The 26,950-nt window shown below is 56.7% G+C and carries 25 protein-coding genes; 12 read left to right on the forward strand and 13 right to left on the reverse strand.

The window, feature by feature from the left end:
* Positions 1-88: 88 nt before the first annotated feature.
* Entirely contained in the window at positions 89-1,480 is a 1,392-nt protein-coding gene (gene acsC / locus GN112_RS18935) for an acetyl-CoA decarbonylase/synthase complex subunit gamma (protein ID WP_162459012.1), read from the forward strand.
* A 48-nt stretch (positions 1,481-1,528) separates the two neighbouring features.
* On the opposite strand, the gene GN112_RS18940 is transcribed toward acsC, so the two are convergent.
* Entirely contained in the window at positions 1,529-2,614 is a 1,086-nt protein-coding gene (locus tag GN112_RS18940; protein WP_155311650.1) for a mechanosensitive ion channel family protein, read from the reverse strand.
* Positions 2,615-2,790: 176 nt separating this feature from the next.
* Between GN112_RS18940 and GN112_RS18945 the strand changes: the two genes are divergently transcribed.
* The 4 genes from GN112_RS18945 (at position 2,791) to dsrP (ending at position 8,209) form a co-directional block, all read left to right on the forward strand.
* A complete protein-coding gene (locus GN112_RS18945; protein ID WP_162459013.1) occupies positions 2,791-3,390 on the forward strand; it encodes a transglycosylase SLT domain-containing protein in 600 nt (199 codons plus the stop codon).
* Positions 3,390-3,614: a DUF350 domain-containing protein gene (locus tag GN112_RS18950; protein WP_155311652.1), complete on the forward strand. Its 225-nt coding sequence runs from the start codon at positions 3,390-3,392 to the stop codon at positions 3,612-3,614. Before GN112_RS18945 ends, GN112_RS18950 begins: the two co-directional genes overlap by 1 nt.
* Before the next feature lie 24 nt (positions 3,615-3,638).
* Positions 3,639-6,944, forward strand: coding sequence for an AfsR/SARP family transcriptional regulator (locus GN112_RS18955; RefSeq protein WP_155311653.1), 3,306 nt, complete (start codon positions 3,639-3,641; stop codon positions 6,942-6,944).
* A gap of 65 nt (positions 6,945-7,009) precedes the next feature.
* Complete coding sequence (dsrP, locus tag GN112_RS18960) at positions 7,010-8,209, forward strand: sulfate reduction electron transfer complex DsrMKJOP subunit DsrP (RefSeq protein ID WP_155311654.1); 1,200 nt, start codon at positions 7,010-7,012, stop codon at positions 8,207-8,209.
* On the opposite strand, the gene GN112_RS18965 is transcribed toward dsrP, so the two are convergent.
* The 6 genes from GN112_RS18965 to GN112_RS18990 all read right to left on the reverse strand — a co-directional run bounded on the left by GN112_RS18965 (position 8,206) and on the right by GN112_RS18990 (position 15,007).
* Positions 8,206-9,207: an ABC transporter ATP-binding protein gene (locus tag GN112_RS18965; RefSeq protein ID WP_155311655.1), complete on the reverse strand. Its 1,002-nt coding sequence runs from the start codon at positions 9,205-9,207 to the stop codon at positions 8,206-8,208. The genes dsrP and GN112_RS18965 overlap by 4 nt on opposite strands.
* Positions 9,204-10,205, reverse strand: a complete 1,002-nt coding sequence (locus GN112_RS18970) for an ABC transporter ATP-binding protein (protein WP_197743352.1) — start codon at positions 10,203-10,205, stop codon at positions 9,204-9,206. Before GN112_RS18970 ends, GN112_RS18965 begins: the two co-directional genes overlap by 4 nt.
* Before the next feature lie 9 nt (positions 10,206-10,214).
* Positions 10,215-11,117 (reverse strand): ABC transporter permease, encoded by a 903-nt coding sequence (locus GN112_RS18975; RefSeq protein WP_197743353.1) that lies wholly within the window; start codon positions 11,115-11,117, stop codon positions 10,215-10,217.
* Between the two features lie 5 nt (positions 11,118-11,122).
* Positions 11,123-12,055, reverse strand: coding sequence for an ABC transporter permease (locus GN112_RS18980; protein WP_155311656.1), 933 nt, complete (start codon positions 12,053-12,055; stop codon positions 11,123-11,125).
* 9 nt (positions 12,056-12,064) lie between these two features.
* Positions 12,065-13,651, reverse strand: a complete 1,587-nt coding sequence (locus tag GN112_RS18985; protein ID WP_155311657.1) for an ABC transporter substrate-binding protein — start codon at positions 13,649-13,651, stop codon at positions 12,065-12,067.
* A 96-nt stretch (positions 13,652-13,747) separates the two neighbouring features.
* Positions 13,748-15,007 (reverse strand): aminotransferase-like domain-containing protein, encoded by a 1,260-nt coding sequence (locus GN112_RS18990; RefSeq protein WP_155311658.1) that lies wholly within the window; start codon positions 15,005-15,007, stop codon positions 13,748-13,750.
* Between the two features lie 227 nt (positions 15,008-15,234).
* Here GN112_RS18990 and pdxS point away from each other — a divergent pair, with 227 nt between their 5' ends.
* Together pdxS and pdxT are read left to right on the forward strand one after the other, a co-directional pair.
* Positions 15,235-16,119 (forward strand): pyridoxal 5'-phosphate synthase lyase subunit PdxS, encoded by an 885-nt coding sequence (gene pdxS / locus GN112_RS18995; RefSeq protein WP_155311659.1) that lies wholly within the window; start codon positions 15,235-15,237, stop codon positions 16,117-16,119.
* Positions 16,120-16,122: 3 nt separating this feature from the next.
* Positions 16,123-16,680 carry a pyridoxal 5'-phosphate synthase glutaminase subunit PdxT gene (gene pdxT / locus GN112_RS19000; RefSeq protein ID WP_155311660.1) on the forward strand — a complete coding sequence of 186 codons (558 nt, stop codon included), beginning with the start codon at positions 16,123-16,125 and terminating at the stop codon, positions 16,678-16,680.
* 25 nt (positions 16,681-16,705) lie between these two features.
* Here pdxT and GN112_RS19005 read toward each other — a convergent pair whose 3' ends face one another.
* Positions 16,706-16,891, reverse strand: a complete 186-nt coding sequence (locus tag GN112_RS19005; RefSeq protein WP_155311661.1) for a MerR family transcriptional regulator — start codon at positions 16,889-16,891, stop codon at positions 16,706-16,708.
* A gap of 19 nt (positions 16,892-16,910) precedes the next feature.
* Positions 16,911-17,096 (reverse strand): MerR family transcriptional regulator, encoded by a 186-nt coding sequence (locus GN112_RS19010; RefSeq protein WP_155311662.1) that lies wholly within the window; start codon positions 17,094-17,096, stop codon positions 16,911-16,913.
* A gap of 214 nt (positions 17,097-17,310) precedes the next feature.
* Between GN112_RS19010 and GN112_RS19015 the strand changes: the two genes are divergently transcribed.
* The 3 genes from GN112_RS19015 to GN112_RS19025 all read left to right on the forward strand — a co-directional run bounded on the left by GN112_RS19015 (position 17,311) and on the right by GN112_RS19025 (position 19,210).
* Positions 17,311-18,312 (forward strand): YhdH/YhfP family quinone oxidoreductase, encoded by a 1,002-nt coding sequence (locus tag GN112_RS19015; protein WP_155311663.1) that lies wholly within the window; start codon positions 17,311-17,313, stop codon positions 18,310-18,312.
* A gap of 39 nt (positions 18,313-18,351) precedes the next feature.
* Entirely contained in the window at positions 18,352-18,660 is a 309-nt protein-coding gene (locus GN112_RS19020; RefSeq protein WP_155311664.1) for a hypothetical protein, read from the forward strand.
* Between the two features lie 271 nt (positions 18,661-18,931).
* A complete protein-coding gene (locus tag GN112_RS19025; RefSeq protein ID WP_155311665.1) occupies positions 18,932-19,210 on the forward strand; it encodes an acyl-CoA thioesterase in 279 nt (92 codons plus the stop codon).
* Between the two features lie 211 nt (positions 19,211-19,421).
* On the opposite strand, the gene GN112_RS19030 is transcribed toward GN112_RS19025, so the two are convergent.
* From GN112_RS19030 to lysA, 3 genes are all read right to left on the reverse strand, one after another.
* A complete protein-coding gene (locus tag GN112_RS19030) occupies positions 19,422-20,687 on the reverse strand; it encodes an IS4 family transposase (RefSeq protein ID WP_155311666.1) in 1,266 nt (421 codons plus the stop codon).
* Between the two features lie 232 nt (positions 20,688-20,919).
* Positions 20,920-21,357 carry a hypothetical protein gene (locus GN112_RS19035; protein ID WP_155311667.1) on the reverse strand — a complete coding sequence of 146 codons (438 nt, stop codon included), beginning with the start codon at positions 21,355-21,357 and terminating at the stop codon, positions 20,920-20,922.
* Between the two features lie 12 nt (positions 21,358-21,369).
* Positions 21,370-22,611: a diaminopimelate decarboxylase gene (gene lysA / locus GN112_RS19040; protein ID WP_155311668.1), complete on the reverse strand. Its 1,242-nt coding sequence runs from the start codon at positions 22,609-22,611 to the stop codon at positions 21,370-21,372.
* A gap of 263 nt (positions 22,612-22,874) precedes the next feature.
* Here lysA and GN112_RS19045 point away from each other — a divergent pair, with 263 nt between their 5' ends.
* A complete protein-coding gene (locus tag GN112_RS19045; RefSeq protein ID WP_155311669.1) occupies positions 22,875-23,432 on the forward strand; it encodes a class I SAM-dependent methyltransferase in 558 nt (185 codons plus the stop codon).
* 15 nt (positions 23,433-23,447) lie between these two features.
* Positions 23,448-25,502: an AsmA family protein gene (locus GN112_RS19050; RefSeq protein WP_155311670.1), complete on the forward strand. Its 2,055-nt coding sequence runs from the start codon at positions 23,448-23,450 to the stop codon at positions 25,500-25,502.
* Here GN112_RS19050 and GN112_RS19055 read toward each other — a convergent pair.
* Positions 25,499-26,938 carry a PAS domain-containing protein gene (locus tag GN112_RS19055; protein ID WP_162459014.1) on the reverse strand — a complete coding sequence of 480 codons (1,440 nt, stop codon included), beginning with the start codon at positions 26,936-26,938 and terminating at the stop codon, positions 25,499-25,501. The two genes, GN112_RS19050 and GN112_RS19055, sit on opposite strands and share 4 nt — an antisense overlap.
* Between the last annotated feature and the right edge of the window lie 12 nt (positions 26,939-26,950).

Here is a 26,950-nt window from a genome sequence, read left to right on the forward strand (position 1 = left end):
CGGGACCCCGCTGATGTCCCGAAGAGGTAGACTTGTCCCTGATCATAACGATGAACAGAAGTTCATCACCAAAGCAAAGGAGCGAAACATGGCGTTATCTGGAATGGAAATTTTCAAGCTTTTACCCAAGACGAACTGCCGGGAGTGTGGAATGGCAACCTGTATCGCTTTTGCCATGAGTTTGGCCGCCGATAAAATCGAGCTTGAGGCCTGCCCGTATGTATCGGATGAGGCAAAAGCCAAACTCGCCCAGGCGGAAGCACCGCCGATCAAACTGGTTACCATTGGCAGCGGCGACCAGGCGCTCAAAATCGGCGGGGAATCCGTCATGTTCCGCCACGACAAGCGGTTCAACAACCCGACGGGTCTGGCCATATGCATTTCGGACACCGCTTCGGAGGCGGACCTGGATGCCAGGCTCAAGCGGTTCCAACGGGTGCGCTATTGTCGAATGGGATGTGAGTTACGGGCCGAATTGGTCGCGATCAAGAACGAATTGCAGGATGCGCGAAAATTCGCCCACACGGTTGAAACAGTGAGAAAAGGCAGCGACGCCAGAATCATCCTGATGAGTGACGATCCTGAAATCATGGCCGCCGGGTTGAAGGCCTGCGCCGGCTCAAAACCACTGATTTGCTCGGCCACATCGGCCAATGCCGAGTCGATGATCGAGCTTGCCGCAGCGCATGACTGCCCGCTGGTGGCCAAAGCCCAGGGTTTGGAGGAGCTCACCGCGTTATCCAGCCGTTTGGCCGACGCCGGCGTGCAGGAAATCGTTTTGGATACGGGGGCGCGAACCGTGCGGGAAGCGCTGGCGGATCAGGTACACATCCGGCGAGCCGCCATTCATCAAGCCGTCGAATCACTGAGTTATCCGACAATCACGTTCCCCTGCGAAATGACCAACGACCTTTCCATGGAAACATTGATTGCGGCCATGTTTATCGCCAAATATGCCGGAATCGTGGTTCTCTCCGATTTTCAGGCAGAGAGTATTTTCCCGCTCTTGCTGGAGCGGATGGAACTTTTCAGTGATCCCCAGGATCCTCTGATGACCCCTGAAGGGGTCTATGAAATCGGTGCACCCGATCGCCATGCACCGGTGCTTCTGGCCTCATCGTGGGCATTGACCTATTACAATCTCACCCTGGCGGCGGAAGTTTCCCGCACACCGATTTTTCTCTGCTTCCAGGAGATCAGCGAGCCGGATGTCATGTGCTGGTGCCATCATTGTCTGCGCAGCACCCAAAAAGGCAAATTCGATGCGCCAAGCACCATCCGGTTCATTAAGGATTGCAAACTGGAGGAGCGGGTGGATCACCGGAAACTGGTCATCTCCGCCAGAAACGCCCAGTTCAGTGCCGAACTCGAAAGCGCGCTGCCGGAGTGGGAGATTATCGTCGGCCCCGGTGAGGCGTCCCAGCTCACTGGTTTCCTGCCGGAACTGGCCGAGGAATTGAGGAAAGAGAAAAGCGTTTGAGGGCTTCTGGATAAATCGCAGGTTGGAAAACACACCCGCCCCGGGCCATCAACCGGCAGCGGGATCGTTCCCCCCGTCAGCACCAGCGCCCGTGGACTGCACGTAGATCGTCCGGGTGGGATAGGCAAATTCGATCCCCGCCTCGCCGAACTGCCTGAAAATGTCCAGGTTGATCGCCTGCTGAATGTCCATGTAGACCGTATAGTCCGGATTCCGGATCCAATAGACCACCTCGAAATTCAGGGCATAGTCGCCGTACTCCTTGAAGTGGGCCCGGTCGAAGCGAACCTGGGCGTTGGCCTCGACCGCCTGTCTGATCATCTCCGGAATTTGCCGGATCTGCTCATAGGCGGTCTGATAGACCACACCGATGGCAAACACCACCCGGCGTTCAACCATGCGCTTGTAATTGCGGATGCGGCTTTGCAGCAGGTCGGTATTGGAGAAGATCAGCTGCTCTCCGGAGAGGCTGCGAATGCGGGTGGTCTTCAGCCCCACATGCTCGACCGTTCCCATGTATTCTTCAATGATAATGAAATCACCGATCACGAAGGGTTTGTCCAGGACGATGGAAAAAGACGCGAACAGGTCGCCAAGAATGTTCTGAATCGCCAGGGCAACGGCGATACCACTGATTCCCAGGCCGGCGATCAGTGTAGTGATGTTGACGCCCAGGTTGTCGAGCCCGATCAGCAAAAGGATGATCCAGATCATCATGCGCAGCACAAACCCCACCGATGTCAGCGTGGTCACCGCGCCGGCATTGCTCTCGATTTTCCGCTTGCGGAAACGGGCGACCCAGAAGCTCACCGCATGGGAGATGAGCACGCCCACTTGAAGAAGGGTCACCAGGCCAACCACATGGCTGAAGATGATACCGGTGGCATCGGGCAGCGCAATTTTCAATGACCCGCTGTACACCGCCAGGATAAAAATAAAAATCACATTCACCCGGTCGATCAGTTCGGCCAGCAGGTCGTCCCAGACCGTATCGGTCCTGGCGGCGAACGCAGCCAGTTTTTTGTGGATGATCCGTTTGGCGGCAACCACCGCCAGGAAGACCAGCACGGCAATGCCGATACCGATCAACCATTCCGGCAGCGAATTCTGATAAATGACAATCTTGGAGAACATGATGATCACACCTTGGGTTGCAAGTGGGGATAATGTGATCATCCTAACCATTCATGGCGCAAAGGTCAAAAACAGGCTCCAAATGCGGTTGCCCGGCGTTGCGGCCCCCGGCAGTTGACAGACGGGGTGATGTTTGCTGATATTGGCGGACGCTATAAATTTTAATAAGGATGCACATGCCACCATCACACCGTCATCGCCGATTGTTTGCTTTTCTCAGCCTGGCCATTTTACTCTGCCTGCCGGCCTCATCGGGCGCCTTCGAGCGTTACAACCAGGTCACCGCCTTCGATCGCTATTTCTCGAAATACACCAAACGATTTTTCGGACCGGCATTTGACTGGCGGCATTTCAAGGCCCAGGCCGTGGCCGAATCGCGACTTCAGGCGACTGCCAAATCCCGTGTGGGCGCCGTGGGCCTCATGCAGATCATGCCCCGCACCTTTGCCGAAATCCGCCGCAAACAGCCGGTCATCAAAGGGTCCCGGGAACAACCGCGCTGGAATATTGCCGCCGGGATCTACTATGACCGCCAATTGTGGAATACATGGACGGCCAAGCGCCCCTTTAACGATCGCCTCAATTTCACTTTCGGGGCCTACAACGCCGGGAAGATGAATATCATCAAGGCCCAGCGGGTCGCCCGAAAAAAGGGGTTCGACCCCAACCGCTGGCTGTCCATCGAACGATCGCTGCCCGCCGTCACCGGGAAAAGCAGCCGCGAGACCATCGGCTACATCAACAAAATCCAACTCATCACGGAGGTACTGCACTGATGGAACTGTCCATCGCCTTGCTCAATTTCGTCTACGCCATTGCCGGCGCCCTGCTGACCCTGGCATTCATGGCCGCCGGCTACAAACTCTTCGATACCATCACCCCCTTCGACACCTCCCGGGAACTGGCGTCAAAAAATGTTGCCGTGGGAATCGTGGTCGGCGCCATTTTCATCGGACTTGGAATTGCCGTGGGACTGGTGGTCGGTTTGGGATTGAACTAGCCCACTTGCAGATAGAGGCTTTTTTTGAAGCAGCACCTTTCCATCAGACATTCCAAGCTCAGGGCGTCCACCGCGCCGCATTCGCTGAAAAGGGATCGCCTTGCCGGGATGCTGTCCGCCATCACGACCCAAAAAATGGGCCTGATCGTTGCCGGCGCGGGGTATGGCAAGACCACCCTGGCCGCCCAGTGCATCGCCGATCTAAAGGTGGATGGGGTCTGGTACGGCCTTGAGGAATCCGATAGTGACCTGGCAACCTTTCTGACCTATCTGGTGGAAGGCATTCGCGAGCGCCATCCCGGATTTGCCGCCGGCATTGAAGAGCGCTGGGCAGAATCCCTGCTGTTATCGACGCGCCGTGAAATGGTCCTGGCCGAGCTTCTGGCAGAGGTGGAACGGTGGGTCACCCAAACCATGGTCATTGTGCTGGATGACTACTATCTTGTGGATGCGCACAGCAGTGTCCACACCGTCCTGGAGGATCTCCTCCACCGCTCCGGTCCGATGCTGCATTTTGTGGTGATCAGCCGTCACGAGCCGCCGCTGAAAATCTCCCGCCTGCGCGCCATGCTGGAAGTCGTGGACATCGGTGAAGACGATCTGACCTTTCACAGGGAAGAGATTGCCCGGCTTTACCATGACCAGTTGAAAACACCGCTCGGTGATCCCGAAATGGCTGCCCTTTACGCGGCCACCGGTGGATGGGCGGCCGGACTGATCCTCTTTTACCATGCCGCCAGGGGCCGAAGCGGGGGGGCACCCGATGGCGGCCTGCCGGCCGTGGGCAAAACCAAGGACTATATTTTCAAGTATTTTAAAGAGAACATCTTCGACCGCCTCGCCCCTGAACTTCAGCGTTTCATGATCCAAACCGCCCTGCTCGACCGGCTCGAACCGGACCTGTGCGATACCCTTCTTAACCGCCGGGATTCCCGCACGATCCTGGACATGCTTTGCCGGGAGCATCTTTTCACTTTTAAAAGCACGGATGAGAACGCCCCTTTCCGGTATCACCACCTGCTGCAGGAATTCCTGCGCCGCCAGTTGGAAACAACACGTGATCGCAATGCCATCGCAACGCTGCACATGGATATCGGCCACGCCATGGAGAAAAACGGCGATCTGTTTGGCGCGATCCGTCACTATTTTGCAGGCCGCCATTTTGAAGCGATCGGCCGCCTGATCAAGGGCATGATGATGCGCGACATCATGGAGTGCCCGTTGGCATTTCTGGGCATGGTCCTGGAGAAGATACCCGAAGCGCTGCTCAGCCAGGAACCGCGTCTGATCTATCTCCGGGCCAAGCTGACCTCGATTCAGGGGAACCCTCACCAGGCCATTGACGGCTTGAGAAAAGCACTGGTGCAATTCCGCGGGCAGAAGGATGAATCGGGGGTCGCCAGCTGTCTGAAAGACCTGAGTTACCATTACTACATTACCGGCAATATCCGGCGGGCCAGAAAAGAGATGGCGCCACTGTGGGGCAGGCCGCACGATGATCCGTTTTTTTCCATGGAAGTTGCCGGGCTCCTGATTCTCTTCTGCGCGATTCTCGGCGATATGCCGGCGGCGGATGACTACCACCGGGAGGCGATCCGTTTTTCGTCCCGCTCCGGGAAAACCGGCAGATCGCTTGTCGAGAACTGGCTGAACCTTTGCTACAGTTACCGTTTCTATTGTTCCGGCGCGTTTGAAAAGGCGTACCGCATCAATGCCAAGGCCATGCACGGATTCCGCCGCGACGGGATGATCGGCCCCCTGCCGTTGGCCTATTTCCAGGCCGCACTGATATCCTTTTACCGCGGCCGGCACCGGTCGGGCGGCGCCTACGCCGACAAAGGACTCCGCCTGGCAAGAACGGTGGGCTTCAGCGATTCCACCTATGCCTGGCTGCTGTACAGCCGGGCCCTCAACCAAGTGACACGAAGAAATTCCGCGCAATCCATCGATGACGCCGAACTGGCGCTGCAGATTTTTACCCGTCACGACAACTTCTGGGGGCAGGCATCTATCCATGAAGTCATTGCCATGCACCACCAGGCACGCCACGCGCCCGATCAGGCGCAAGCCGCTTTGCGCCAGGGGCTGACGGTCATCGATGGGCTCGATCTCCCATTCACCTGGGCCGCGCTCACCCTCAGGCTTGCCCAGGTATGCATGGACCAGGGAGACGATGCCCGCGCCCATGGATGGATCGACCACCCGCGCAGCCGGTTTGCCGTTTCGGATTTTCATCTTTTTCGGCTGTTCCGGCTGAAGGCACAGATCGCCGCAGGACAAAGGCAGCCCGCATCGGCCATCGATCACATGGCCACGGCCCTGCAGATCGCCCGGGCAAACCATTACGATCCTTGGGTCCTTAAAGGCGGGGACCGGATGATCTCAACCCTCCTGGCTTGCCATGCCGGGGGAATCATGCGCTCCTATATCGAACGGCTTTTTGCCGGAGCGGATGAATCCCTTCAGGCGCAACTGGCCAGGCAGAAAAACGCCGCCCACCGCAACCAAATGGTCGCGGATGCACGGCCGGCGTTTTCTCCACAGCGCTGGCAGGCCCCGCTGGAAATCCAATGCCTGGGACCGTTTACGGTCTCTTGCGGCGAACGCGTGATTCCGGACCGCGACTGGCGCAGTGCCAATGTCCGTCGGCTTTTCCAGTACCTGACATTGAAAAGCGGGCAGGGATTCATCCCCAAGGACGTCCTCCTGGAACTGCTCTGGCCGGGAGAGGACCCCCAGAAAACGAACCGGCGCTTCCATGTGACCATGACCGCGCTGCGCAAACTGCTGGAGCCGGATCTGAAACGCGGCGTGCCATCGAATTATATCCTGAGGCAGAATGATGGCTACCGGCTGGAACCGGGCAGGAAAGGAACGATCGATTTCATCGATTTTCTCAACCGCTGCCGGCAGCTTCAACAGAGTACAGACCCGGCCGCCCCGAACCGCCTGGATGCCATGCTGCACGCCGCAAGCATCTATAACGGCGATCTGTTTCAGGAAGAACCTTACGCCGACTGGTGCGTTCAGGATCGGGAAGCCATCCAATCCCGTTATCGGGAACTGCTGCTGGCCATTATCCGCACCTATGAAGCCCGGTCGGACTGGAATGCCTGTATCCCCTGGGCCGAAAAGCACCTGATCATCGACCGATATGCCGAAACGGTCTATCGGACCCTCATGCGCTGCCATTTTCACCGGGGAGACAGGGTCCGGTTGGAACAGGTGTATCATCGCTGCAAAGCGAATATCGCCGTTGACCTGAATTCTCCGCTGAGCCCACAAACCACCGCCCTGTACGATCGGTTGAGCGGTGCTGCCGGCAATTAATTGCTGATTAATTCACTCCTGTTAAAAAAATCTCTCTAAAAACAACACTGCAACAGGAGGAAATCATGCTTGAGCAAACGCTTACCGGCGGCAGGCGTTACTGGCAATGGCTGGGGTTTCTGGGTGTCGTCATTCTGACGGGCACCGGGTTCTATTTGTGGCAGCTCGATTTCGGCCTGGGCCTGACCGGACTGTCGCGGGACGTCACCTGGGGCTTTTATGTGGCCCAGCTTACCTTCCTGGTCGGGGTGGCCGCATCGGCGGTGATGCTGGTGCTGCCCTATTACCTGCACGACTACAAGGCCTTCGGCCGGATCACGATCATCGGCGAATTCCTGGCCGCCGCAACCATCTGCATGTGCCTTCTGTTCCTCTTTGTGGATCTCGGGCAGCCCATGCGCGCCCTGAATGTTTTCCTCTACCCCACCCCCGGCTCGGTGATCTTCTGGGATGCAACCGTACTGTCCGGTTATCTGCTGCTGAACATCATCATCGGCTGGAACGTTCTGGAGGCCGAACGCAACGGCGTGGCATCGCCCGCCTGGCTCAAACCGCTGATCATCGTCTCGATTCCCTGGGCATTTGCCATTCACACGGTCACGGCCTTTTTGTACTGCGGACTGCCCGGGCGGGGACTCTGGCTGACCGCCATTCTGGCCCCGCGTTTTCTCGCATCGGCGTTTGCCTCCGGCCCGGCCCTGCTCATTCTGCTGTGCCTGTTCCTCAAAACCGCCACCGGATTCGATGCCGGCCGGCAGGCCATCGCCACGCTGGCCAAAATTGTGACCTACGGCCTCCTGGCCAATCTGTTTTTCCTGATGTGCGAAGTCTTCGTGGTGTTTTATTCCCGGATACCGGCCCATATGGATCATTTTCTTTATCTTTACATCGGCCTCGAGGGCAAAAGCGGCCTGGTGCCCTGGATGCAGGCGTCCCTGGTGCTGATGGTCACGGCAGCCGTGCTGCTTCTGATCCCGGCGACGCGCAACCATTTCAGAATCCTCGCCGTGGCCTGCGGCATGGTTTTCGTCGGTACCTGGATCGACAAAGGCATCGGGTTGATCGCCGGCGGATTCATTCCCTCCCCCCTGCATGAAATAACCGAGTATGTGCCCACGGGACCGGAGCTGATCATCTCCCTTGGGGTTTACGGAATCGGCAGTCTTCTGCTGACGCTCCTGCTCAAGATCGTCATCGGCGTCAAGGCGGAAACAACAGGCATTCCGCTGCGCAACTCTCTTTTCAGATCATCCGGGCCGGTCTAAGTCGTCTGACCGGTCGCATGGATCGCCTCCGCTGGCAGTGGAAAGTGGCAGGCCACCCATCGCCCGGCGGACGCCGCTAACGGCGGGTCCTCCCGCCTGCAGATGGCCTGGGCATAGGGACAGCGGGTGTGGAAGCGGCATCCGGCGGGCAGGTTCATGGGGCTGGGAATGTCGCCCTGCAGAATCATGCGCTCCCGGTTGCGGCGGTGGGGATCGGCAACCGGCACCGCAGAAATCAGGAACCGGGTATAGGGGTGACGGGGGTGTTTGAAAATATCGTCCGTGGCGCCCAGCTCGACCGTTTTTCCCAGAAACATCACACAGACCCGATCGGCAATATGGCGCACCACGGAAAGGTCGTGGGTGATGAACAGGTAGGTCAGCTTCAGGCGGTCCTGCAGATCCTTGAGCAGGTTGAGGATCTGGGCCTGGATGGAGACATCCAGGGCCGAGACGGCCTCGTCGCAGACGACGAATTCGGGGTTCATGGCCAGGGCCCGGGCAATGCCGATGCGCTGCCGTTGCCCGCCGCTGAACTGATGCGGGTAGTAGCGCCGGACGTCGTCGCGCAATCCCACCAGGCGCAGCAGTTCCCCTACCCGCGCATCGATTTGCGCCCGGTTGCCGTAGCCATGGGCGACGAGGGGCTCGGCAAGGATGCTGCGCACGCGCAGGCGTGGATTCAGGGACGCATAGGGGTCCTGGAAAATGATCTGCATGGTTTTGCGCAGGCCGCGCAGGTCGCTTTCGCTGAGGTCGTGGATATCATTGCCGCGAAAGCGAACCGTGCCACCGCTCTTCTCTTCCAGGCGCAGCAGCACGCGGCCCAGGGTGGTTTTCCCGCACCCCGACTCGCCCACCAGGGCGAAGACCTCCTGCTCCCGGATGGCGATGCTGACATCATCCACGGCATGGATATGGCGGTCTCCGGAAAAAAGTCCCGACGTGACCGTAAAAACCTTTTTCAGGTGGCGGGTCTCGATGATCGGTACCGTCATGCCGTCTGTCCGTTCGTTGAATAAAGCCAGCAGCTGACCCGGTGCCCGTTGCCGCAGTCGAACCAGCCGGGCGGCTGCCGCCGGCACCGGTCCATGGCCCGGTCGCAGCGCGGATGAAACCGGCAGCCGTCCGGCAGTTGGTGCAGGCTGGGCACCCGGCCGCGGATGTTGGCCAGGCGTTCGGGCCGGATGTCGGCAGCGATGCCCGGCATGGAATGGAGCAATCCCCGGGTGTACGGGTGCAGCGGATGATCGAAAAGGTCGAAAACGTCGGCCGTCTCCACAATCTGGCCGGCATACATCACGTTGACGTCGTCACACACTTCGGCAATGACTCCCAGATCGTGGGTGATCATGATGATGGCCGTATTCAGCCGTGCCCGCAGGTCCAGCATCAGATCGAGAATCTGGGCCTGGATGGTCACATCCAGCGCCGTGGTGGGTTCGTCGGCAATCAACAGCGCCGGTTCGGCGATCAGGGCCATGGCGATCATGACCCGCTGCCGCAGGCCGCCGGAAAGCTGATGGGGATAGGCGGCGTAACGCGAGGCCGCTTCGGGAATTCCCACCAGGTCAAACATCTCGACCACGCGACCACGGATGTCGGACCGGCTGAGCCGCTGGTGTACGGCAATGGCCTCGCCCACCTGCCGGCCCACCGTGAGCACCGGATTCAGCGCGGTCATCGGTTCCTGAAAAATCATGGCGATCTGTCGGCCGCGGATCGCGCACATCTCGTCGTAGGACAGGGGCGCAAGGTTACGGCCGTTGAGCAGAATCCCCCGGCTCTCGACCGTTCCCGGCGGCGAAGGCACCAGCCCCATGACCGACAGGGCGGTCATGCTTTTGCCGCATCCCGACTCCCCCACCAGCCCCACCACCCGTCCCTTGCCGACCGCGAAAGAGATGTCGTCCACGGCCCGCACCACGCCCCGGCGGGTGTGAAACCGGGTCGTCAGATGGTCGACCTGCAAAATGGGGGGATCGATGCCGTGCACGGTGGTGATTCAATCCTTCATGTATGGATCCAGGGCGTCGCGCAGGCCGTCGCCCATGAAATTGAACGCCAGGACAGTGATCAGAATCGCCACGCCGGGAGCGATCGCCACCCACGGTGCGGAAAAAAGAAACGCCTTGCCGTTGGCCACCAGCAGTCCCCAGCTCGGCGTGGGCGGCTGGGCCCCAACGCCCAGAAAACTCAAGGTCGATTCCCACATGATCGCCTCGGGAATCCCCAGCGAGAACAGGACGATGAGGGTCGGCAGCACATTGGGGAAGATATGCCGGAGCATGATTACCGGGCGGCGCACGCCGTTGGCATGGGCCGCCTCGACAAACTCCTTGGTTCGCAGGGACAGGGTCTGGGAGCGCACCACGCGGGCGATTCCGGCCCAGCCCACAACGCTCAGGGCGATGAAAATATTGATCAGGCTCGCCCCCAGCGTATACATGACCACCATGGCCAGCAGCAGCGACGGAAAAGCGATCATCACATCGGCCAGGCGCATGATCGCAAAATCGGTTTTACCGCCGTAAAATCCGCTGACGATCCCCATCAGCGTGCCGATCAGCATAGAGAGAAGGCTGGGCACCAGCCCCACCATCAGCGAAATCCGCGTGCCGTAAAGGATCCGGGTCAGCAGATCGCGGCCGAATTTATCGGTCCCCAGCCAGTGGGACCATGACGGCGCCAGCAAGCGCTGATCCAGATCGACTTGAAAGGGGTCGTGGGGGCTGATCCATGGAACCAGCAGGGCCACCAGCATCAGGCAACCCACCACGCCCAGGCCCACAATGGCCAGCCGGTTGTTCCGGAAGGCGTGCCCGATATCGTCCAGGAGCGTGTCCGCCGGTTCGGCGGGCAGCTCTGTTTCCGGCATGGTTTCAAGCGCTTCCACGGGCGGTCCCAAAACGGCTATTTCTCCTGCATCGCAAAGCGGATGCGCGGATCGAGGAACGAGTAGAGAATATCGGCAACCAGGTTGCCGGCAATCACCAGAACGGTCGAAAACAATATCGCCCCCTGCAAAAGGGGCATATCCCGGGTTTCGATGGCGTTGACGGCAATCCGTCCCACCCCGGGGATACCGAACACGCTCTCGGTGATCACGGCACCCGAGAGCAGGCCGGCCACCTGGATGGCCATGATCGTGACCACGGGCAGAAGGGCGTTCTTCAGGGCGTGGGTGACGATTACCGGCGCTTCGCGCAGTCCCTTGGCCCGGGCCGTACGGATATAGTCGTGGCGCATCACCTCCAGCAGGCTGGAACGCGTCAGCCGGGCGATCACCCCGGCGGAGCTCCAGCCCAGGACGATGGCCGGCAGGATGACGTATTTGACCCCGTAAAAACCCGACACGGGCAGCAGATGCAATTTCCAGGCGAAGACATACTGCATCAAAAGCGCCGACCAGAACACCGGCATGGAGACGCCCAGCAGGGAAAAACCCATGAAAAAATGATCGATGCAACCGTGGCGTTTGACGGCCGAGATCACGCCGGAGGGAATGCCGATGGTCCAGGCCACCAGGGCGGCGCACAAGGCCAGGATCAGTGTGTTGGGAAAAGCCTGCAGGATCAGCCCGGTAACCGGCCGGTTGATCTTGTAGGAGATGCCGAAATCACCCTGCAGCGCCCCGCCCAGAAAGCGGAAATAGCGGGTGATCGCGGGGTCGTCCAGATGCATCTGGGCGCGCACCCGGGCGATCACATCCGGGCTGGCATGCTCTTTCATCATCAGGGCCACCGGATCGCCGGGGAGCACGTTGAGCATGACGAACAGCAGCAGCGTGATCCCCACGAGTACGGGAATGGAAACGAGGATCCGGTGAAGGATGTATTTCAGCATGGATGGCGGCTACTCGACTTCCATTTCAAAGTAGCACATATCGCTCCAGCCGTTCCAGGGCACCACAAAGTTCTTCACGCGCGGCTGGACCACATAGGTGTGGTCCAGGCTGAACAAGGGTGCCCAGGCGGCATCTTCGTATATGATCCGTTCCTCGAGCCGGCGATAGAGCGCGCAACGCTGGGCCGGATCGGTCATGGTCCGGGCGTCGTCGAGGCCCTCGAACACCGTCGGGTCAAGGTTGTTGAGCGAGCGCACCAGCGTGCCGCGCTGGCTGAAGAAGGTGTAGAGGAAGTTGTCCGGATCGTTAAAGTCGGCGGACCAGGACTGGGTGTAGCTCTCGGCGTCACCGACCTTGCGGGTGGCGTAGTAGGCCGCCTCGTCCACCTGCTTGATGGTGACATTGAAACCGGCTTTTTTTACCATGGACTGGACGATCAGGTTGATGTCCTCCCACTTGGTGCTCCAGCTGCTGACCTGCAAGATGGTCATGTCGACACCGTTCGCATACCCGGCCTCGGCGAGCAGGGCTTTGGCCTTCTCCGGATTGTATTCAATGGCCTTGCCGCCGGGGGAATAGCAGACCAGGCCCCGCGGGATGATGGCATTTTCGATCTTTCCCCGGCCGTAGAACTGCTTCTCCAGGATCTGCTCACGATCGATGGCCATCTGGAAGGCCTTGCGCACACGTACGTCGTCAAAGGGTTTGATGCGCTGGTTCATGCTGAAGTAGTAGATCGCCACCCGCGGCCCGCTCTTGATCTGCGTTTTCCATTTCTCGCTTTGGTAAAAGTAGGGGATCTGCGTGATGGCGTAATCGCAGTCGAAGACGTCCAGTTCGTCGGTTTCGAACAACAGGCGCATGGTTTCCGGATCGGGCACCACGCGAACGACGATGCGGTCGAGTTTCGGACGGCCGCGGAAATATTTATCGTTGGCGATCAGCTCCTGGCGGTCGTTGAGCACATAGGTCTTCAGGATGAACGGGCCGGTACCGCAGGTGGTTTCCGGGGTCAGGCCGAACTGGTCGCCGGCCGCAGTCGTGAACGTGCGATTGAAAATGGACGCCTGGGGGCTGGCCATCACGGCGATAAAGGGCGCATAGGCTGCCTTGAGCCGGATCCGGACGGTGTACCGGTCAATGGCCGTAAGTCCCCTGACCGTATCGGCCTTGCCGTCAAGACGGTCGATGGCCCCGTCGACAAAATCGAGGATGTCGGTGCTGAGCGCCTTGGTCGCCGGATCGAGCATCCGGTCGAAGGTGTAGACCACATCGTCGGCGGTGAGTTCCTCTCCGTTGTGGAACAACACGCCCTTGCGCAGATGGAAGGTGTAGGTTTTGCCGTCAGCCGAAATCTCCCATTTCTCGGCCAGCCCGGGAACCAGTTCCGACTTCCCGGGACCCACGGTGACGGCCTCCACCAGCCGGTCGAAGACATTCAGCGGCAGCATATAAAATTCGGGGGTTCTCTGGCAATCGGCGGTCTTGGGGTCTTCGAGGTTGGGAATCCGCAGCACCTTCCGGGCCATGGCCGGTCCAACGATCAGCAGAACCATCAATCCCGCGGCAATGATGCCTTTTATTGCTCTACCCATTGGTTTTCCTTTCTTTACGGACATACGCCAAGAGGGCGTCGTCAGTCATGACGGATCGGCCTTTCCTGCACAATACGGTTAATAAAATTCCCGATCCTAACCATCCAGGCGCTTTAAAATCCGTCCCAGATATTCCAGTGCGCGATCAAAATCCGCATCGTTCAACGCCATGAAGGAGATGCGGAAGCAGTTTTCCATGGCCGGATTGAAGGAAAACTGCCGCCCCGGCGCCCAGGGCACATGGGGCAGATTCGGACGATTGCGGCATTGCACCCACAGGCTGCCGCCGTGCTGGCCCGGAGCAAGGGTCAGGCTCCCGGTCGTGTTGAGGAGTTTTACCAGGCGCGCCTTGCGAGCCTGCATGCGTTCGGTGAGACTGTCCAGAAACCGGCGGTATCCACCGCCCCGCACGAAAGCATCGAAAAACTTCTGCATCAGGCCGTTGGAACCGATGTCCGAGGTGTATTTGGCGTGGATAAAACGATCGTAGAGGCTTGCGGGAACCACCATGAACCCCAGCCGCAGGCCGGCAACCGTGGTCTGGGACAGTGATTTGACGTAAATGGTACGTGCCGGGGCGATATCCACAAACCGTGGTCGGCGGTCATCAACAAACTCGGAGAGATAATCGTCCTCGATAATGAACACCCCGTGGGCTTCGGCCAGCCGGGCCACGGCCTCCCGGCGCGCCGTCGAATAGGAGATGCCGGTGGGATTGTGCACCGACGGCATGGTGTAAAACAGACGGATTCCGTCGGCCATGCGGGTTTCGAGCTCCTCGATACGCGGTCCGAAGCGATCAAGAGAAATAAAATGGCGGGCCTTGAACAGGGAGATGGCCCCGGGATAGGTGGGATCCTCGAACAGGATCGTGTCGGGCACCCGCGCCGCGAATACTTTTGCCGCCAGATCGAGGCCCTGCTGAGCACCGGAGACCACCAGCATACGGCGTGTGGGCAGCTGGTAGAAGCGGCCCAGGACTTCGATGAGACCCGGATCACCGGCGATGGGGGCGGCGGAAAGTGCGTCCCCCTCCTGGCGCTTGAAAATTTCCTGAAAGATTTCTCCGGCCAGCCCATGGGGAAAAAACGATTCCGAGAGGTAATCGGTGGACAGATCATACACCTCGCCGGCGGATTGTATTTTTTCCGGAAACTTCACGTAGGAGCCGCTGCCAACGATCTTTTCCAGCAATCCTTCGGCGGTGAGCCGTTCAAAGGCCTTCTGCACGGTCAGCTTGTTACAGCCAAAACGCCCCGCAAAATGCCGGATGGAGGGAATCCGCTCCCCCGGCGGGTACTCACCGTTGACGATCCGCTCCCGAATCTGCCGGGCAATCTCTTCATACAAGGCCATGGTTATTCCCGATGGTAATTTTCCATTGACAGTAATAGTACATTTTAATAAATGTACTATTACATTTATTTCAATCCATCATTGCGGCTTTTATACAGCGCTTAAGATAATGTTTTTGGCAAGGCCAGAGGGAGGAAGTCGTATGGTAATACTGCGACGACCGATAACGCAGCCCAAAAACATTATCTTGAATGCTATAGCACACGAAGCAGGGAGGGCCAACACCCATGGAAACCATCGGAAAAACCCGTGAGCCGGTCAACCGCGGCTTTGCGGAAATGTTTAAAAACGGCGTCATCATGGACGTCACTACCCCGGAAGAGGCCAAAATCGCCGAGACCGCCGGTGCTTGTGCGGTCATGGCGCTGGAACGGGTACCGGCCGATCTGCGCAAGCAGGGGGGGGTGGCCCGCATGAGCGCACCGGAGATGATCGAGAGGATCATGCAGGCGGTCTCCATTCCGGTGATGGCCAAGGTGCGTATCGGCCACTTCATGGAGGCGCGCATATTGGAAGTTCTGGGCGTGGACTTCATCGACGAAAGCGAAGTGCTCACCCCGGCCGATGAAGAGTTGCATGTGGACAAGCGCCAGTTCCGCGTGCCCTTTGTGTGCGGGGCGCGCAATCTGGGCGAGGCCTTGCGCCGCATCGACGAGGGGGCGTCCATGATCCGCACCAAGGGCGAAGCCGGAACGGGCAACGTAGTGGAGGCGGTACGGCACATGCGCGCCATCACCCGGGAGATTGAAGCGCTTCAATCCATGGATCGTACGGAAATGGAGGCACAGGCCAAGACGTATCGGGTCCCCGTTGATCTCGTGGAGGAAACCCGTGAGCGGGGACGCCTGCCGCTGGTCAATTTTGCCGCCGGCGGCCTGGCCACCCCGGCCGATGCGGCCCTGATGATGCAACTGGGCACCGACGGCGTATTTGTCGGCTCGGGAATTTTCAAATCCCAGCACCCCGAGCGCACGGCCCGGGCGATTGTCCAGGCGGTCATTCACTACGAACGGCCGGACAAACTGCTTGAAATTTCCAAGGACCTGGGCGATCCCATGCCGGGTCAGGAGATCGCCGCCCTGGAAACCCGCCTGGCGGAACGGGGGTGGTAGGTCATGGTGGTGGGACTGCTCGGGCTTCAGGGGGCCTTTCTGGACCACCGCCACCATGTGGCGCGGCTGGGCCACAGCCATCGGGTGGTCAGGGATCTTGAGGATCTTGCGGCTGTCGACCGGCTGATCATTCCCGGTGGGGAGAGTACGGTCATGGCCATGTATCTGAAGGCCTACGGCCTGGTTGAACCGCTGAAGGAACGGATCGCCGCCGGCATGCCTGTGTGGGGCATCTGCGCCGGGGCGATCCTGCTGGCCGAAAGCGTGGACAACGGTCCCGGGATTTTAAAATCGCTCGGCGTCACCGTGCGGCGCAACGCCTACGGCCGCCAGGATGCCAGCGATGTCCACGCGGTGGATGTATCGGTCCTCGACCGGCCGGCGTTTCCGGCCCTGTTCATCCGCGCACCACGGATCACCGCCTGCGGACCGGGGGTATCGGTACTGGCCACCCACGACCAGGCCCCGGTATTCGTCCGGCAGGGAACCGTCATGGCCACCACCTTCCACCCGGAGTTGACCGACGATGCGGTCTTCCATGACTATTTTCTGGGATTCTGATCGCAGGGAGTCGGGACGCACCAGTTCATGACCGATCCCCTTCAAAAGAGCCAAATGCCATATCTCTGGACCAGGCCTGGATCTGGCGCGCTTCACGCTCCGGGATACCGAGCTGGCGTAACAGATCGTAGTGGGCCGCCGGGGCCAGGTGCTCGAATTCAGCATGCCACCTGGCCATGGCGGCCTCGTCCATCCCGGCGGCTTCCAGCATGCTCACCCACATTTGGCCCTTACTTGCTGCGTGTCCGGATATCGGCAATCTCATCAGCCGGAATTCCCAGCCATTGCAGAAAGGCCGCGTGGCCGTCAGGATGACGGGATTCAAATAGTTGATGCCATTTCATCATGGTCTCTTCGGTCAATCCGATTTCACGGAACATATCGACCCACTCATTTTTGCTGACGTTGCTTGACATGGTCACTCTCCTTGGTTTGACAGATTATCGGTTGCGCCATGGCCATGGCAACACCTTCTATAAACTGTGAACCAATTGTCGGGTCAACCCCATAATTCTTGTTTTTGGAGGGATCAGAAATCAACGACCTTGATTCAATCAATAACAAATGCCAAAATCCAAATGTCAATTGACATGCAGTTGTACCATGCCCCCCTAACCCCATGGAGGTTTCATGAAACCAACAACATTCAGAGCCCTCGTCATCACCGAAACCGAAAACAAACAATACCTGCGGCAAATCCAGGATAAAAGTGTGGACGACCTGCCGGCCGGTGACGTGCTGGTCCGGGTTCATTTCTCATCCCTGAACTACAAGGATGCCTTATCGGCCAGCGGCAACAAAGGCGTCACCCGCAACTATCCCCACACACCGGGCATCGATGCTGCCGGCATCGTGGCGGAAAGCAGTGACCCGCGATTTACTCCCGGCGATCCGGTCATCGTCACCAGCTATGATCTGGGCATGAACACGGCCGGCGGATTCGGCCAGTACATCCGCGTGCCGGCCGGATGGGTGGTGCCCCTGCCCAAGGGACTGACCCTGCGAGAGGCCATGGGCTATGGGACCGCCGGATTCACCGCCGGCCTTTCGGTATTCCAACTCATCCGCCACGACGTGCTTCCCGAGCACGGGGAAGTTCTCGTTTCCGGTGCGACCGGCGGCGTGGGCAGTATTGCCGTGGCCATCCTGTCGAAGCTGGGTTATGCTGTTGCCGCCGTCAACGGAAAGGTGGACCGGTCGGACTACCTCAATGCAATCGGGGCCAAACGCATCATCAGCATTGATGAGGCCACGGACAAAAGTGGCCGGCCGTTGCTGAAAAGCCAGTGGGCCGGCAGCATCGATGCGGTGGGCGGAGATATCCTGGCAACCGCCGTCAAGTCGATGAACGCCAACGGCGTGGTCACCACCTGCGGCAATGCCGCCTCACCGGAACTGCCCGTCAATGTATACCCCTTCATCCTCCGGGGAGTGACCCTGGTGGGCATTGACTCTCAGAACTGTCCCATGCCCCACCGTTTGGAAACTTGGGAAAAGCTGTCTGATGAGTGGAAAATACCCATGCCGGAAACCATGGTCGAGGAGATCCGCCTGGAAGATCTGGATCAGCGGATCGATCGGATGTTGAACCGACAGCACAAGGGACGCAGCGTCGTCAATCTGACGAATTAAGGCGCCATCAACACAGAAGAAAATCTTGGGCGCGTGGTCATGCTCAGCCCCCCGAACCAGGGTAGTGAGGTTGCCGATGCCCTGAAGGAGAATCCTTTTTACCAATGGTACAACGGCCCGGCCGGACAGCCGTTGGGCACCGATCCAGACGGTTTTGTTGCCGGCCTGGGACCGGTCGACTACCCGGTGGGGGTGATTACCGGCAACACGCACGCCCTGTTCGATGCCTGGTTTTCCGAAAAGATCCCGGGCGATGACGATGGCAAGGTTTCCGTTGGACGGGCCAAGGTAAAAGGCATGAGCGATTTTTTAGTGCTGCCCTTTTCCCATCCCTATCTTAAACATTGATATGGTTGAACATATTGTCTATAGTAAACGCTTCATCGAAGCGAAGGACGTACTTATCTTTAGAACGGTGCTCTCCTTCTTACTTGAACCCGTTTTAGGCGATTGGCGGATAAGCATATACCAGGATGCGCAGGATTTTCATTCGTATTCAAGGCGGGCTTTTTTACGCATAGTGGGGCTATGTGTGGAAACGCCCAATGCAGAAGACGGATGAAAAGACAAGCAGGCGGGTATATTCTTTGACAGAAATCGCCTTAGAAGGTTGATTTGCATGTTTCATTTTTCAGTTGAACTGACGGTTGGAGAACAAGATGTCAATTATCGCAACCATGCGTCCGTTAACAAGTATTTGGTATTTTTTAATAAAGCAAGAATTGCGTACTTGGCGGCGCTGGGTTATGATTTCGACAGTGAAACCATAAATCCCGGGTTGATTGTCGCCGAATCGCATTGCTACTACAAAAAAGAGCTTGGATTGGGCGCTGTGATCACGGTGAAATGCAGAATCCGTGAAATCAATCAAAAGTCAATTGTCATGGAGTTTTTTTAATTACCCTGAAAGATCAGATCTGCGCCGAAGGTTCGGTGACCCTTTTGTACTTTGATTATCAAACCAGCAAAGTAACCGCTTTTCCGGCCCGGTTCATCAAAGATGCCCAAGCCTATGAAGGTTTGGCGGCCCTTTGATTATTCCGGGCGGTTGCCACTCCGACGGAAAAGACGAACACGAGTGTCGCGACAACCAATACTGTTCGGCACATTCATTGATAAGAGTATTGAGCAATAACTTTGGCGATATTCACATCAAATATTTCTAACAAATTATTTTTTACTGCTAATAACCAGTGAAGACCAATTTTATAAAACTGTTTTAATTTTTCTCCAAGAAGAGTTACTAACCCGCAAACATATGGTCTTTTTGCATTTGAATTGGAGCATGAAGATGAAGTTAGCAAGGCTTCGTTCTTATTATTTTCTTCAGATTCATGCTCATCTTTTTCATTTTCTCTGCTTATTATTTCCGTATCTTGTTTGAATGATAATAACAATAGATAAGCAATCATATACAAGTAGAATTGTATCTGTACGCCATGAGGAGATTGGCTCATTAAGTGAATTCCCTTGAAGGTTCTTTTTATGAAGCGAAAAAAAAGTTCCACTTGCCACCTGTAAGCGTAAAGCATTATAATTTCGTAAGTTGTCAAATCATTTCTGTTTGTGATCAAAATGTAGTTTTCGCCCATAGCCGTAAAGCTAACAATACGATAACTTGCTTTGTTTTCATCGCTATTGAATATTATATTTGAATCTGTGATGTCACTGAAAAATTTCAAGAATGTATCCGGTACGGTGGCAGTGAGACACTCTTTTACAGTGTACGTCATATTCGACTTTCCGCGAATAATAAAAAATGCATTGCTGTCGGATATCTGCTTGAACAGATTGAAAGCGATATAGCCTCGATCACAGACATATGTAATGCCTTCGCGAAGAATTTGCTTAACAAATTCTTTTTCGGAAAAGTTACCTTCCGTACTGATAAATTCGGTTGGAATCATTCGGTTGAGTTCAAAAGATAAATGCATTTTGATCGCATTAGCGGTTTTCTTGTAACAAGCCCATGCCATATTGGAAATGGCCGGAAAAAGCGAACCATCTACAATTAGCATTTTTCCAAGATGACTGATTTCCGGAATTTTATGCAAATCCAATTCTTTTACCAACTGATGGAATATATCTTTAAATATTTCTGGGGGATAACGATTAAACGCTTCATTATACATAGACTTCGATGCGACGACCAATCCTAATGCCTTAGCAGTTGGTGATGTTTTGATCTCAGTGACGATTTGTCCAACGCTTTTAATTCTGGTTATTATTCCAAAAAGCAAATTTGTGGTGAACGATGATAATGAAAGCTTGTAAGTGTCCAAATCATTATGGAGACTATTTTGATTAACCTCAATCAATGGTAGCACCGGTGATAGAATTGTTTGAAAAACATTTTTGTCGATGTGTTCGCTCATGGAGACCTCCTGATTAATTAATTGTACCCACCATGATTAAAACACAAAGCGATCTTTTTGTCCAGTGCTATTTTTTATTTTAATAACAGGATGTTATGGCAATATATATGCCGAACAGTATTGCGCGACAACCATCTTTTTCATCTCACTCCTTCCTTTGTCTGGTTCCCTCGCTCCTACGTGGGAACCCCACCTGATCAGGTACAAAACAACTTGTGCTCCCACGCAGAGTTTATTGCGCGGACCCTAAAACCATTCGATAGCGGTCGATCATTTCACGGCTCGCCAGTATGCTGCCATTGGCCTGATCGAACACCGCGTCATCCAGCCGGGCGAGCGCCCCGATTTTGAAAACCGGCATCCGGCCGATTTCGAGATTCGCCATGCTCTCAAGGCCATCGACGAAGGTGGTTGCCGGAACAAGATGAAAATCCAGATTGTTCAGGGTTTTTTTGGCTTTTTTTCCTGTATTCGGGTTTGAGGGAGAAACGCGGATTGGCGCGCCAAACGCCCCGGCATATTCTCCTGGATCGTAGTCGAAGTTTTCGTTCAGATCCTCAAAGGCCTTTACCCGGTCGCGCGTCTCTTCCGCATAAATGGTTCGGACTTTTCCGTCCAGGGGGATGGCGGCCTGGATGGCAGCCATGACAACGGCCATATCGTTGATCATCTTTCCGTGCCTTCATTCTACTTCCAAGGCAATCAGATCCTCGTATGTCTCCCTCCGGCGCACCAGAAGACTTTTTTCACCGTCCACCAGCACCTCGGCGGACCGGGGGCGGGAGTTATATTGGGATGCCATGCTGAACCCGTAGGCACCGGCAGAGAAAACGGCCAGCGTGTCCCCGGGCGCAAGGGCCGGCAACAGGCGATTCTGGGCCAGAAAATCGCCGCTCTCGCAGATGGGGCCGACCACATCGACCGTCATGAGGCCCCGGTCTGTGGGGGTGACTTCGCAGATGCGGTGGTAGGCACCGTAGAGCGAGGGACGCACCAGGTCGTTCATGGCGGCATCCACAATCACGAAATGCTTCATCGGCGTCTTTTTGGTGTAGAGCACCCGGGTAACCATGATTCCCGCGTTGCCGGCAATGGCTCGGCCCGGCTCAAGGATGACGGTCAGCTCACGTCCGGCCAGTGCTGTGGAAATCGCCCGGCCCAGGTCGGCCGGCAGGGGCGGCTGTTCGTCGTCGTAAGTGATACCCAGGCCGCCACCCAGGTCAAGATAACGGATGGCGATTCCCGAGGCATGCAGCCGATCGGTAAAGACGAGCAGTTTTTCCAGTGCCTCCACAATAGGACCGATCTGGGTCAGTTGGGAGCCGATGTGGCAATCCATGCCCACCGGATCCAGAAAGGGGTGCTTTCTGGCCATGAGGTAGGCACCCGTGGCCTCGAGCATATCGAGGCCGAACTTGTTTTCCTTGAGGCCGGTGGAAATGTAGGGATGCGTTTTGGGATCCACGTCCGGATTGATACGGATGCTGATGCGGGCCACTGTCTGCATCTCCTGGGCGATGCGCCCGATACATTCCAGTTCCTGGGACGACTCCACATTGAACATGAGAATGCCGGCCGACAGGGCCTCGCGGATTTCGTGAGCCTGTTTACCCACGCCGGAGAAGACAATTTTGGCGGGGGCGATACCGGCCCGCACCGCCCGGTACAACTCTCCACCGGAAACAATGTCGACACCGGCGCCGAGCGTGCCCAGGTGACGCAGCAGATTGACATTGCTGTTGGCCTTGACGGAAAAGCAGGTCAGATGATCAAGGCCTTTCAGTGCGGCATCGAAGGCCAGGAAATGGCGGGTCAGGGTTTTGGCAGAGTAAATGTACAGCGGTGTGCCGAATCGCTCGACCAATTCCGCCACCCGTACTTCCTCGGCCCAGAGCTGGCCCTCGCGGTATTCGAAATAATCCATTGCAGTACTCCTTGGCTGCGCCGGGTCCATGAAACAACAAGGATGTTGTCATGACGATCAGTGATTAATATATAGCATAACCATCGGCGTTGACGAAACTATAGCATTCAAGATAATGTTTTTAGGCTTCGTTATCGGTCGTCGCGGTATGGTTGATACAGCTTTCTCCCTCTGGCCTTGCCAAAAACATTATCTTAAACACCATACCGTCTGCGGGTAAAAGATCCCGGTAACCAAAAACATCAATCGGAGATTCATCGACCATGACCGATCAGGACCGCCGGCGCTGGGATGAAAAATATCGGAAAGACCCGGGGGCCGCTACTCCTGCCGCCATTCTGGAGAAATTCTGGCACCTGGCCCCCCTGGGCAACGCCGTGGACATCGCCTGCGGCAACGGGCGCAACAGCATTTTTCTGGCCGAGAAAGGGTTTGCGGTCGATGCGGTGGACATTTCGACCGTGGCCACCGCTAAGCTCACCGGGCGGCATCCCAACATCCATGTGCACTGCCTGGATCTCGACACCTGGCAGATGCCGGAAGATTGCTATACGCTGTTGGTCAACTTCCGTTTTCTCGATCGGCGCCTGTTCCCCATGATCCTGAAGGGGCTCAAACCGGGCGGCGTACTCATTTTCGAATCGTTCATCGGCAAGGAAAAAGATGATGCCTTTTGCCTGCAGCCCAACGAACTGCTGCACGCCTTTGAAAGCTTGCGCATCGTTTATTACGAAGAAAAAAAATCAGACGCCCACCATTCGGACAGGTTCGATCAGACGGCCGCACTGGTGGCGATCAAGATCCACCCCAATGTTGCATAAAAAAGGAGGTAAACGATGAATAAAGTGATCAAATGGATCCTTATCGGCGGCTTGGGTATCGTGGGGCTGCTGATCGTCATTCTTCTGGTCGTCCCATTTTTCGTGGATCTGAACACGTACAAACCGTTGATGGAAGAAAAAGTGGCCGCGGCCACCGGCAGGACTTTTCAGATCGGCAGTGACCTGAAGCTTTCCCTGTTCCCTTGGGCAGGCGTGTCCTTCTCTGATCTGGAACTGGGCAATCCAAAGGGATTTGAGAAACCGGCATTCCTGAAAATCAAATCCTTCGAGGTGCGGGTCAAACTGCTTCCTCTCCTGAAAAAAGATATCGAAGTCCAGAAATTCATTGCCAGTGGGCCGCAGGTGACGCTGATCAAACACCGTGACGGCAGGACGAACTGGCAATTTTCGACCCCGAAAGCGGCGCCCGCCGCCCCTGCTGTAAAACAAAAATCCCCTGCATCGGCTCAACCGACTGTGGATCAACCACTTGCGGAACTGCCGATCGGCAAGCTGGTGGTCGGCGATTTCGGTATCGATCAGGGGGCGATCGTTTATATCGACGAGGCGGCCGGCACCCGCCGGGAGGTGACCGATTTCAACCTGAGCCTTAAAAATGTCTCCTTTGACAATCCGGTTCAGTTCAAAACCAGTGCCCGGCTGGACAATCAACCGGTTGCCTTGGAAGGCAGCGTTGGACCGGTGGGCCGGGACATCGGCAAGGGAACCATCCCGATTGATATATCCATACAGGCATTCGAGGAACTCAACGTCAGCCTTGCCGGCAAGGTAACCAACCCGGCCCAAAACCCAAAAATTGAATTGGCCTTGGCGGTCAAGCCTTTTTCGGCGAAAGCCGTGATGAATCGGCTTGGACTGGGCAACACGGTTCAGACGGCCGATCCGGATGTGCTTAAAACGCTTAGCCTGACGGCAAATCTCAAGGCCGATCAGACGGCAGCCACCGTCTCCGAAGGCAAACTCACCCTTGATGCCACGGATATGGATTTTTCCCTGAATGCGAGCCAGTTTGACCGGCCCAAGATTGCCTTTACCCTCGACCTTAACCAGATCGACGTGGATCGCTACCTGCCCCCGCAATCGACTGCCCGGAAAACAACGTCTCAGCCCACCCCTGGTGGGGAGAAGCAACCGTCACCTAAAGCTGGGCAATCATCAACGCCGTCGGCACAGAAAACGATCGATTACACGGCGCTGCGTCAGCTTGTCCTGGACGGGAAAATGAAAGCCGGCAAGATCATTGTCAACAAAGCCGCTATCAGCGACCTGCAACTGACCGTGAAAGCCCAAAACGGCGTGTTTCGTCTCGATCCCTTCAGTCTCAACGCCTACCAGGGAACCATTGCCGGAAGCGGTCTGTTCAATGTGAAAGGCACGGTCCCGTCCAGCAGTATTGACACGCAGATCCGCAACCTTCAGGTGGCGCCGCTGCTGAAGGACCAGATGGAAAAGGATATCCTGGAGGGCACCACCAACGCCGAGATCAAACTGAAAATGGCCGGTGACGATCCGAATCGGATCAAACGGACCCTGAGTGGCGAAGGTGAGATTCGCCTGACCGATGGTGCCATTGTGGGCGTCGATCTGCCCAACATGGTGCGCAACACCAAGGCCGCCTTTGGACTGGCAGAGACCTCCGGAGAAAAGCCACGTACCGATTTTACCGAACTGAAAATCCCTTTTTCCGCCGCAAAGGGCGTGATAACGACCCAGCAGACCAGCATGAGTTCGCCATTTTTGCGTCTGCTGGCCGCCGGAAGCGCAGATCTGGTAGAAGAGACCGTCGACTTCAGGATCGAACCGAAGCTGGTCGGCACGATGAAGGGCCAGGGGGATACGACCCAATACACCGGACTGGTTGTGCCGGTGCTGGTCTCCGGTTCCTTCTCAGACCCGAAATTCAGACCCGACCTTAAATCCGTCGCTCAGCAACAGCTCGAAGAAAAGGTATTCGAAAACGAGAAAGTAAAAAAGCTGTTCGAAAAAGAGGAAGTCAAACCGTATGAAGATACGGTCAAGGGATTGTTGAAGGGGGTCTTGAACAATTAGCGTTTGTCGTGGATTTCATAAATGGTGCCCCCGCAACCATCGGGCACCTCTTCGATGTGCCAGTAGGTTTCCCGTACCGCCGCCATTGGACCGACGATCTTGTGGTAGGCTTTCTCCATCTCATCCAGGCACTCGAGGATGTCTGCGGTATCCTGCATGCCGTCCTGTACGCTTTCGCGAATCATCTGGATGTTCATCAACAGGGTCATCAGCGGCGTATTGATTTTGTCGCTCAAACCGCCGGCCATTTTTTTGATGGTCTCCAGTTTCTGGAGTTCAAGGGTGTGGGTGACATTGTGGACGATCCCCTGGTAGGAAAGATCGCCGGTTTGAGATTGGCCGTCCCTGACGGCATTGATGACAACATCGATAATGGCGTCGTTGGCCATTTTCCACTTGGTCAGCTGTTGCGCATGACCCTTTTCCTCCAACTGGTTCAGTAAGCGCTCCCGCTGGCGCTGATCGATATAGGCATCCAGGATGTTGCGGCCTTTCAGATCCTCGCCAAAGCCCAAAAGCTTCATTCCCGCCGGATTCAGCTCAAGAAAATTCCCCGCCCGGTCCACGCGGTAGATCATGTCGGTGCTGTTTTTCAGGATGCTGGACAGTTTGCGGCGTTCCTCCTTCAGCTCCAGTTCACGGTTCTTCTGGTCGGTAATGTCGACCAGCGTGTGGTCGATCCGACGCGGCATCCCGTGGCCGTGCTCGACGAAAAGGGTGTTGCCCATGTCGCGCACCCATCGGGTCTGATGGCTGTTGTTGACGATCGGGTATTCGATTTCCTCGGTTTCATGGATGTCGGGAAACTTGTTGTAGAATTCCATGACTTGCGGCAGATGGTCCGGATGGACAAAATCGAACAGGTGGCGCCGGCCGTTCATGATATCTTTGATGGAACAGCCCAACAACGCCTCCACATGCCGGTTGACCAGTAAAATGTCGTTGCAGTCGTAAGGCGCGAAGGAGATGAGCACACTCTCCGTATCGTCCAGATGGCTGCGCATACGGCGGTTATCCCGCTCCAGGGCGACAATGCGATCCTGGAAATCGGTGACATCGGTCAGGCTGCAGCAGATGCCCGGATCGTCGGTATACTGGCCGCGCAGCTGCAGCCCAGCGACCGTCAAGCGGACCTGACGTCCGGCACTGGTACCGCGCTCCAGCCTGAAAGTAATCGGTGCGGCAGAGGCCACATCGACCTGCCGCAGGTAGTCAGAGACGAAAGCACGGTCATTTTCGGCCACCATACTCAAAAACGTGCATCCGAGAATCTCGCCGCGGTTTCGGCTGGTCATTTCACACAGCGCATTATTGGCGTAGATCACCCGCCCCCGGACAAGCACCGCCACCCCTTCGGAGAGCAGTGAAAGGACGTGGCGCCAGGGAATCGGATTGGCCGACGGAAAGAGATCGTCCTGATTGTCGCGGTCAAGCATGGCAGCCTTCAC

It is taken from the genome of Desulfosarcina ovata subsp. ovata, from assembly GCF_009689005.1.
GTDB lineage: Bacteria > Desulfobacterota > Desulfobacteria > Desulfobacterales > Desulfosarcinaceae > Desulfosarcina > Desulfosarcina ovata.

Excerpts from the sequence above, each read along its gene's own strand:
- acsC (WP_162459012.1), top strand. The coding sequence starts at position 89 with ATGGCGTTATCTGGAATGGAAATTTTCAAGCTTTTACCCAAGACGAAC.
- GN112_RS18940 (WP_155311650.1), bottom strand. The coding sequence starts at position 2,614 with ATGTTCTCCAAGATTGTCATTTATCAGAATTCGCTGCCGGAATGGTTG.
- GN112_RS18945 (WP_162459013.1), top strand. The coding sequence starts at position 2,791 with ATGCCACCATCACACCGTCATCGCCGATTGTTTGCTTTTCTCAGCCTG.
- GN112_RS18950 (WP_155311652.1), top strand. The coding sequence starts at position 3,390 with ATGGAACTGTCCATCGCCTTGCTCAATTTCGTCTACGCCATTGCCGGC.
- dsrP (WP_155311654.1), top strand. The coding sequence starts at position 7,010 with ATGCTTGAGCAAACGCTTACCGGCGGCAGGCGTTACTGGCAATGGCTG.
- GN112_RS18965 (WP_155311655.1), bottom strand. The coding sequence starts at position 9,207 with ATGACGGTACCGATCATCGAGACCCGCCACCTGAAAAAGGTTTTTACG.
- GN112_RS18980 (WP_155311656.1), bottom strand. The coding sequence starts at position 12,055 with ATGCTGAAATACATCCTTCACCGGATCCTCGTTTCCATTCCCGTACTC.
- GN112_RS18985 (WP_155311657.1), bottom strand. The coding sequence starts at position 13,651 with ATGGGTAGAGCAATAAAAGGCATCATTGCCGCGGGATTGATGGTTCTG.
- GN112_RS18990 (WP_155311658.1), bottom strand. The coding sequence starts at position 15,007 with ATGGCCTTGTATGAAGAGATTGCCCGGCAGATTCGGGAGCGGATCGTC.
- pdxS (WP_155311659.1), top strand. The coding sequence starts at position 15,235 with ATGGAAACCATCGGAAAAACCCGTGAGCCGGTCAACCGCGGCTTTGCG.
- pdxT (WP_155311660.1), top strand. The coding sequence starts at position 16,123 with ATGGTGGTGGGACTGCTCGGGCTTCAGGGGGCCTTTCTGGACCACCGC.
- GN112_RS19005 (WP_155311661.1), bottom strand. The coding sequence starts at position 16,891 with ATGCTGGAAGCCGCCGGGATGGACGAGGCCGCCATGGCCAGGTGGCAT.
- GN112_RS19010 (WP_155311662.1), bottom strand. The coding sequence starts at position 17,096 with ATGTCAAGCAACGTCAGCAAAAATGAGTGGGTCGATATGTTCCGTGAA.
- GN112_RS19015 (WP_155311663.1), top strand. The coding sequence starts at position 17,311 with ATGAAACCAACAACATTCAGAGCCCTCGTCATCACCGAAACCGAAAAC.
- GN112_RS19020 (WP_155311664.1), top strand. The coding sequence starts at position 18,352 with ATGCTCAGCCCCCCGAACCAGGGTAGTGAGGTTGCCGATGCCCTGAAG.
- GN112_RS19025 (WP_155311665.1), top strand. The coding sequence starts at position 18,932 with ATGTTTCATTTTTCAGTTGAACTGACGGTTGGAGAACAAGATGTCAAT.
- GN112_RS19030 (WP_155311666.1), bottom strand. The coding sequence starts at position 20,687 with ATGAGCGAACACATCGACAAAAATGTTTTTCAAACAATTCTATCACCG.
- GN112_RS19035 (WP_155311667.1), bottom strand. The coding sequence starts at position 21,357 with ATGATCAACGATATGGCCGTTGTCATGGCTGCCATCCAGGCCGCCATC.
- lysA (WP_155311668.1), bottom strand. The coding sequence starts at position 22,611 with ATGGATTATTTCGAATACCGCGAGGGCCAGCTCTGGGCCGAGGAAGTA.
- GN112_RS19045 (WP_155311669.1), top strand. The coding sequence starts at position 22,875 with ATGACCGATCAGGACCGCCGGCGCTGGGATGAAAAATATCGGAAAGAC.
- GN112_RS19050 (WP_155311670.1), top strand. The coding sequence starts at position 23,448 with ATGAATAAAGTGATCAAATGGATCCTTATCGGCGGCTTGGGTATCGTG.
- GN112_RS19055 (WP_162459014.1), bottom strand. The coding sequence starts at position 26,938 with ATGCTTGACCGCGACAATCAGGACGATCTCTTTCCGTCGGCCAATCCG.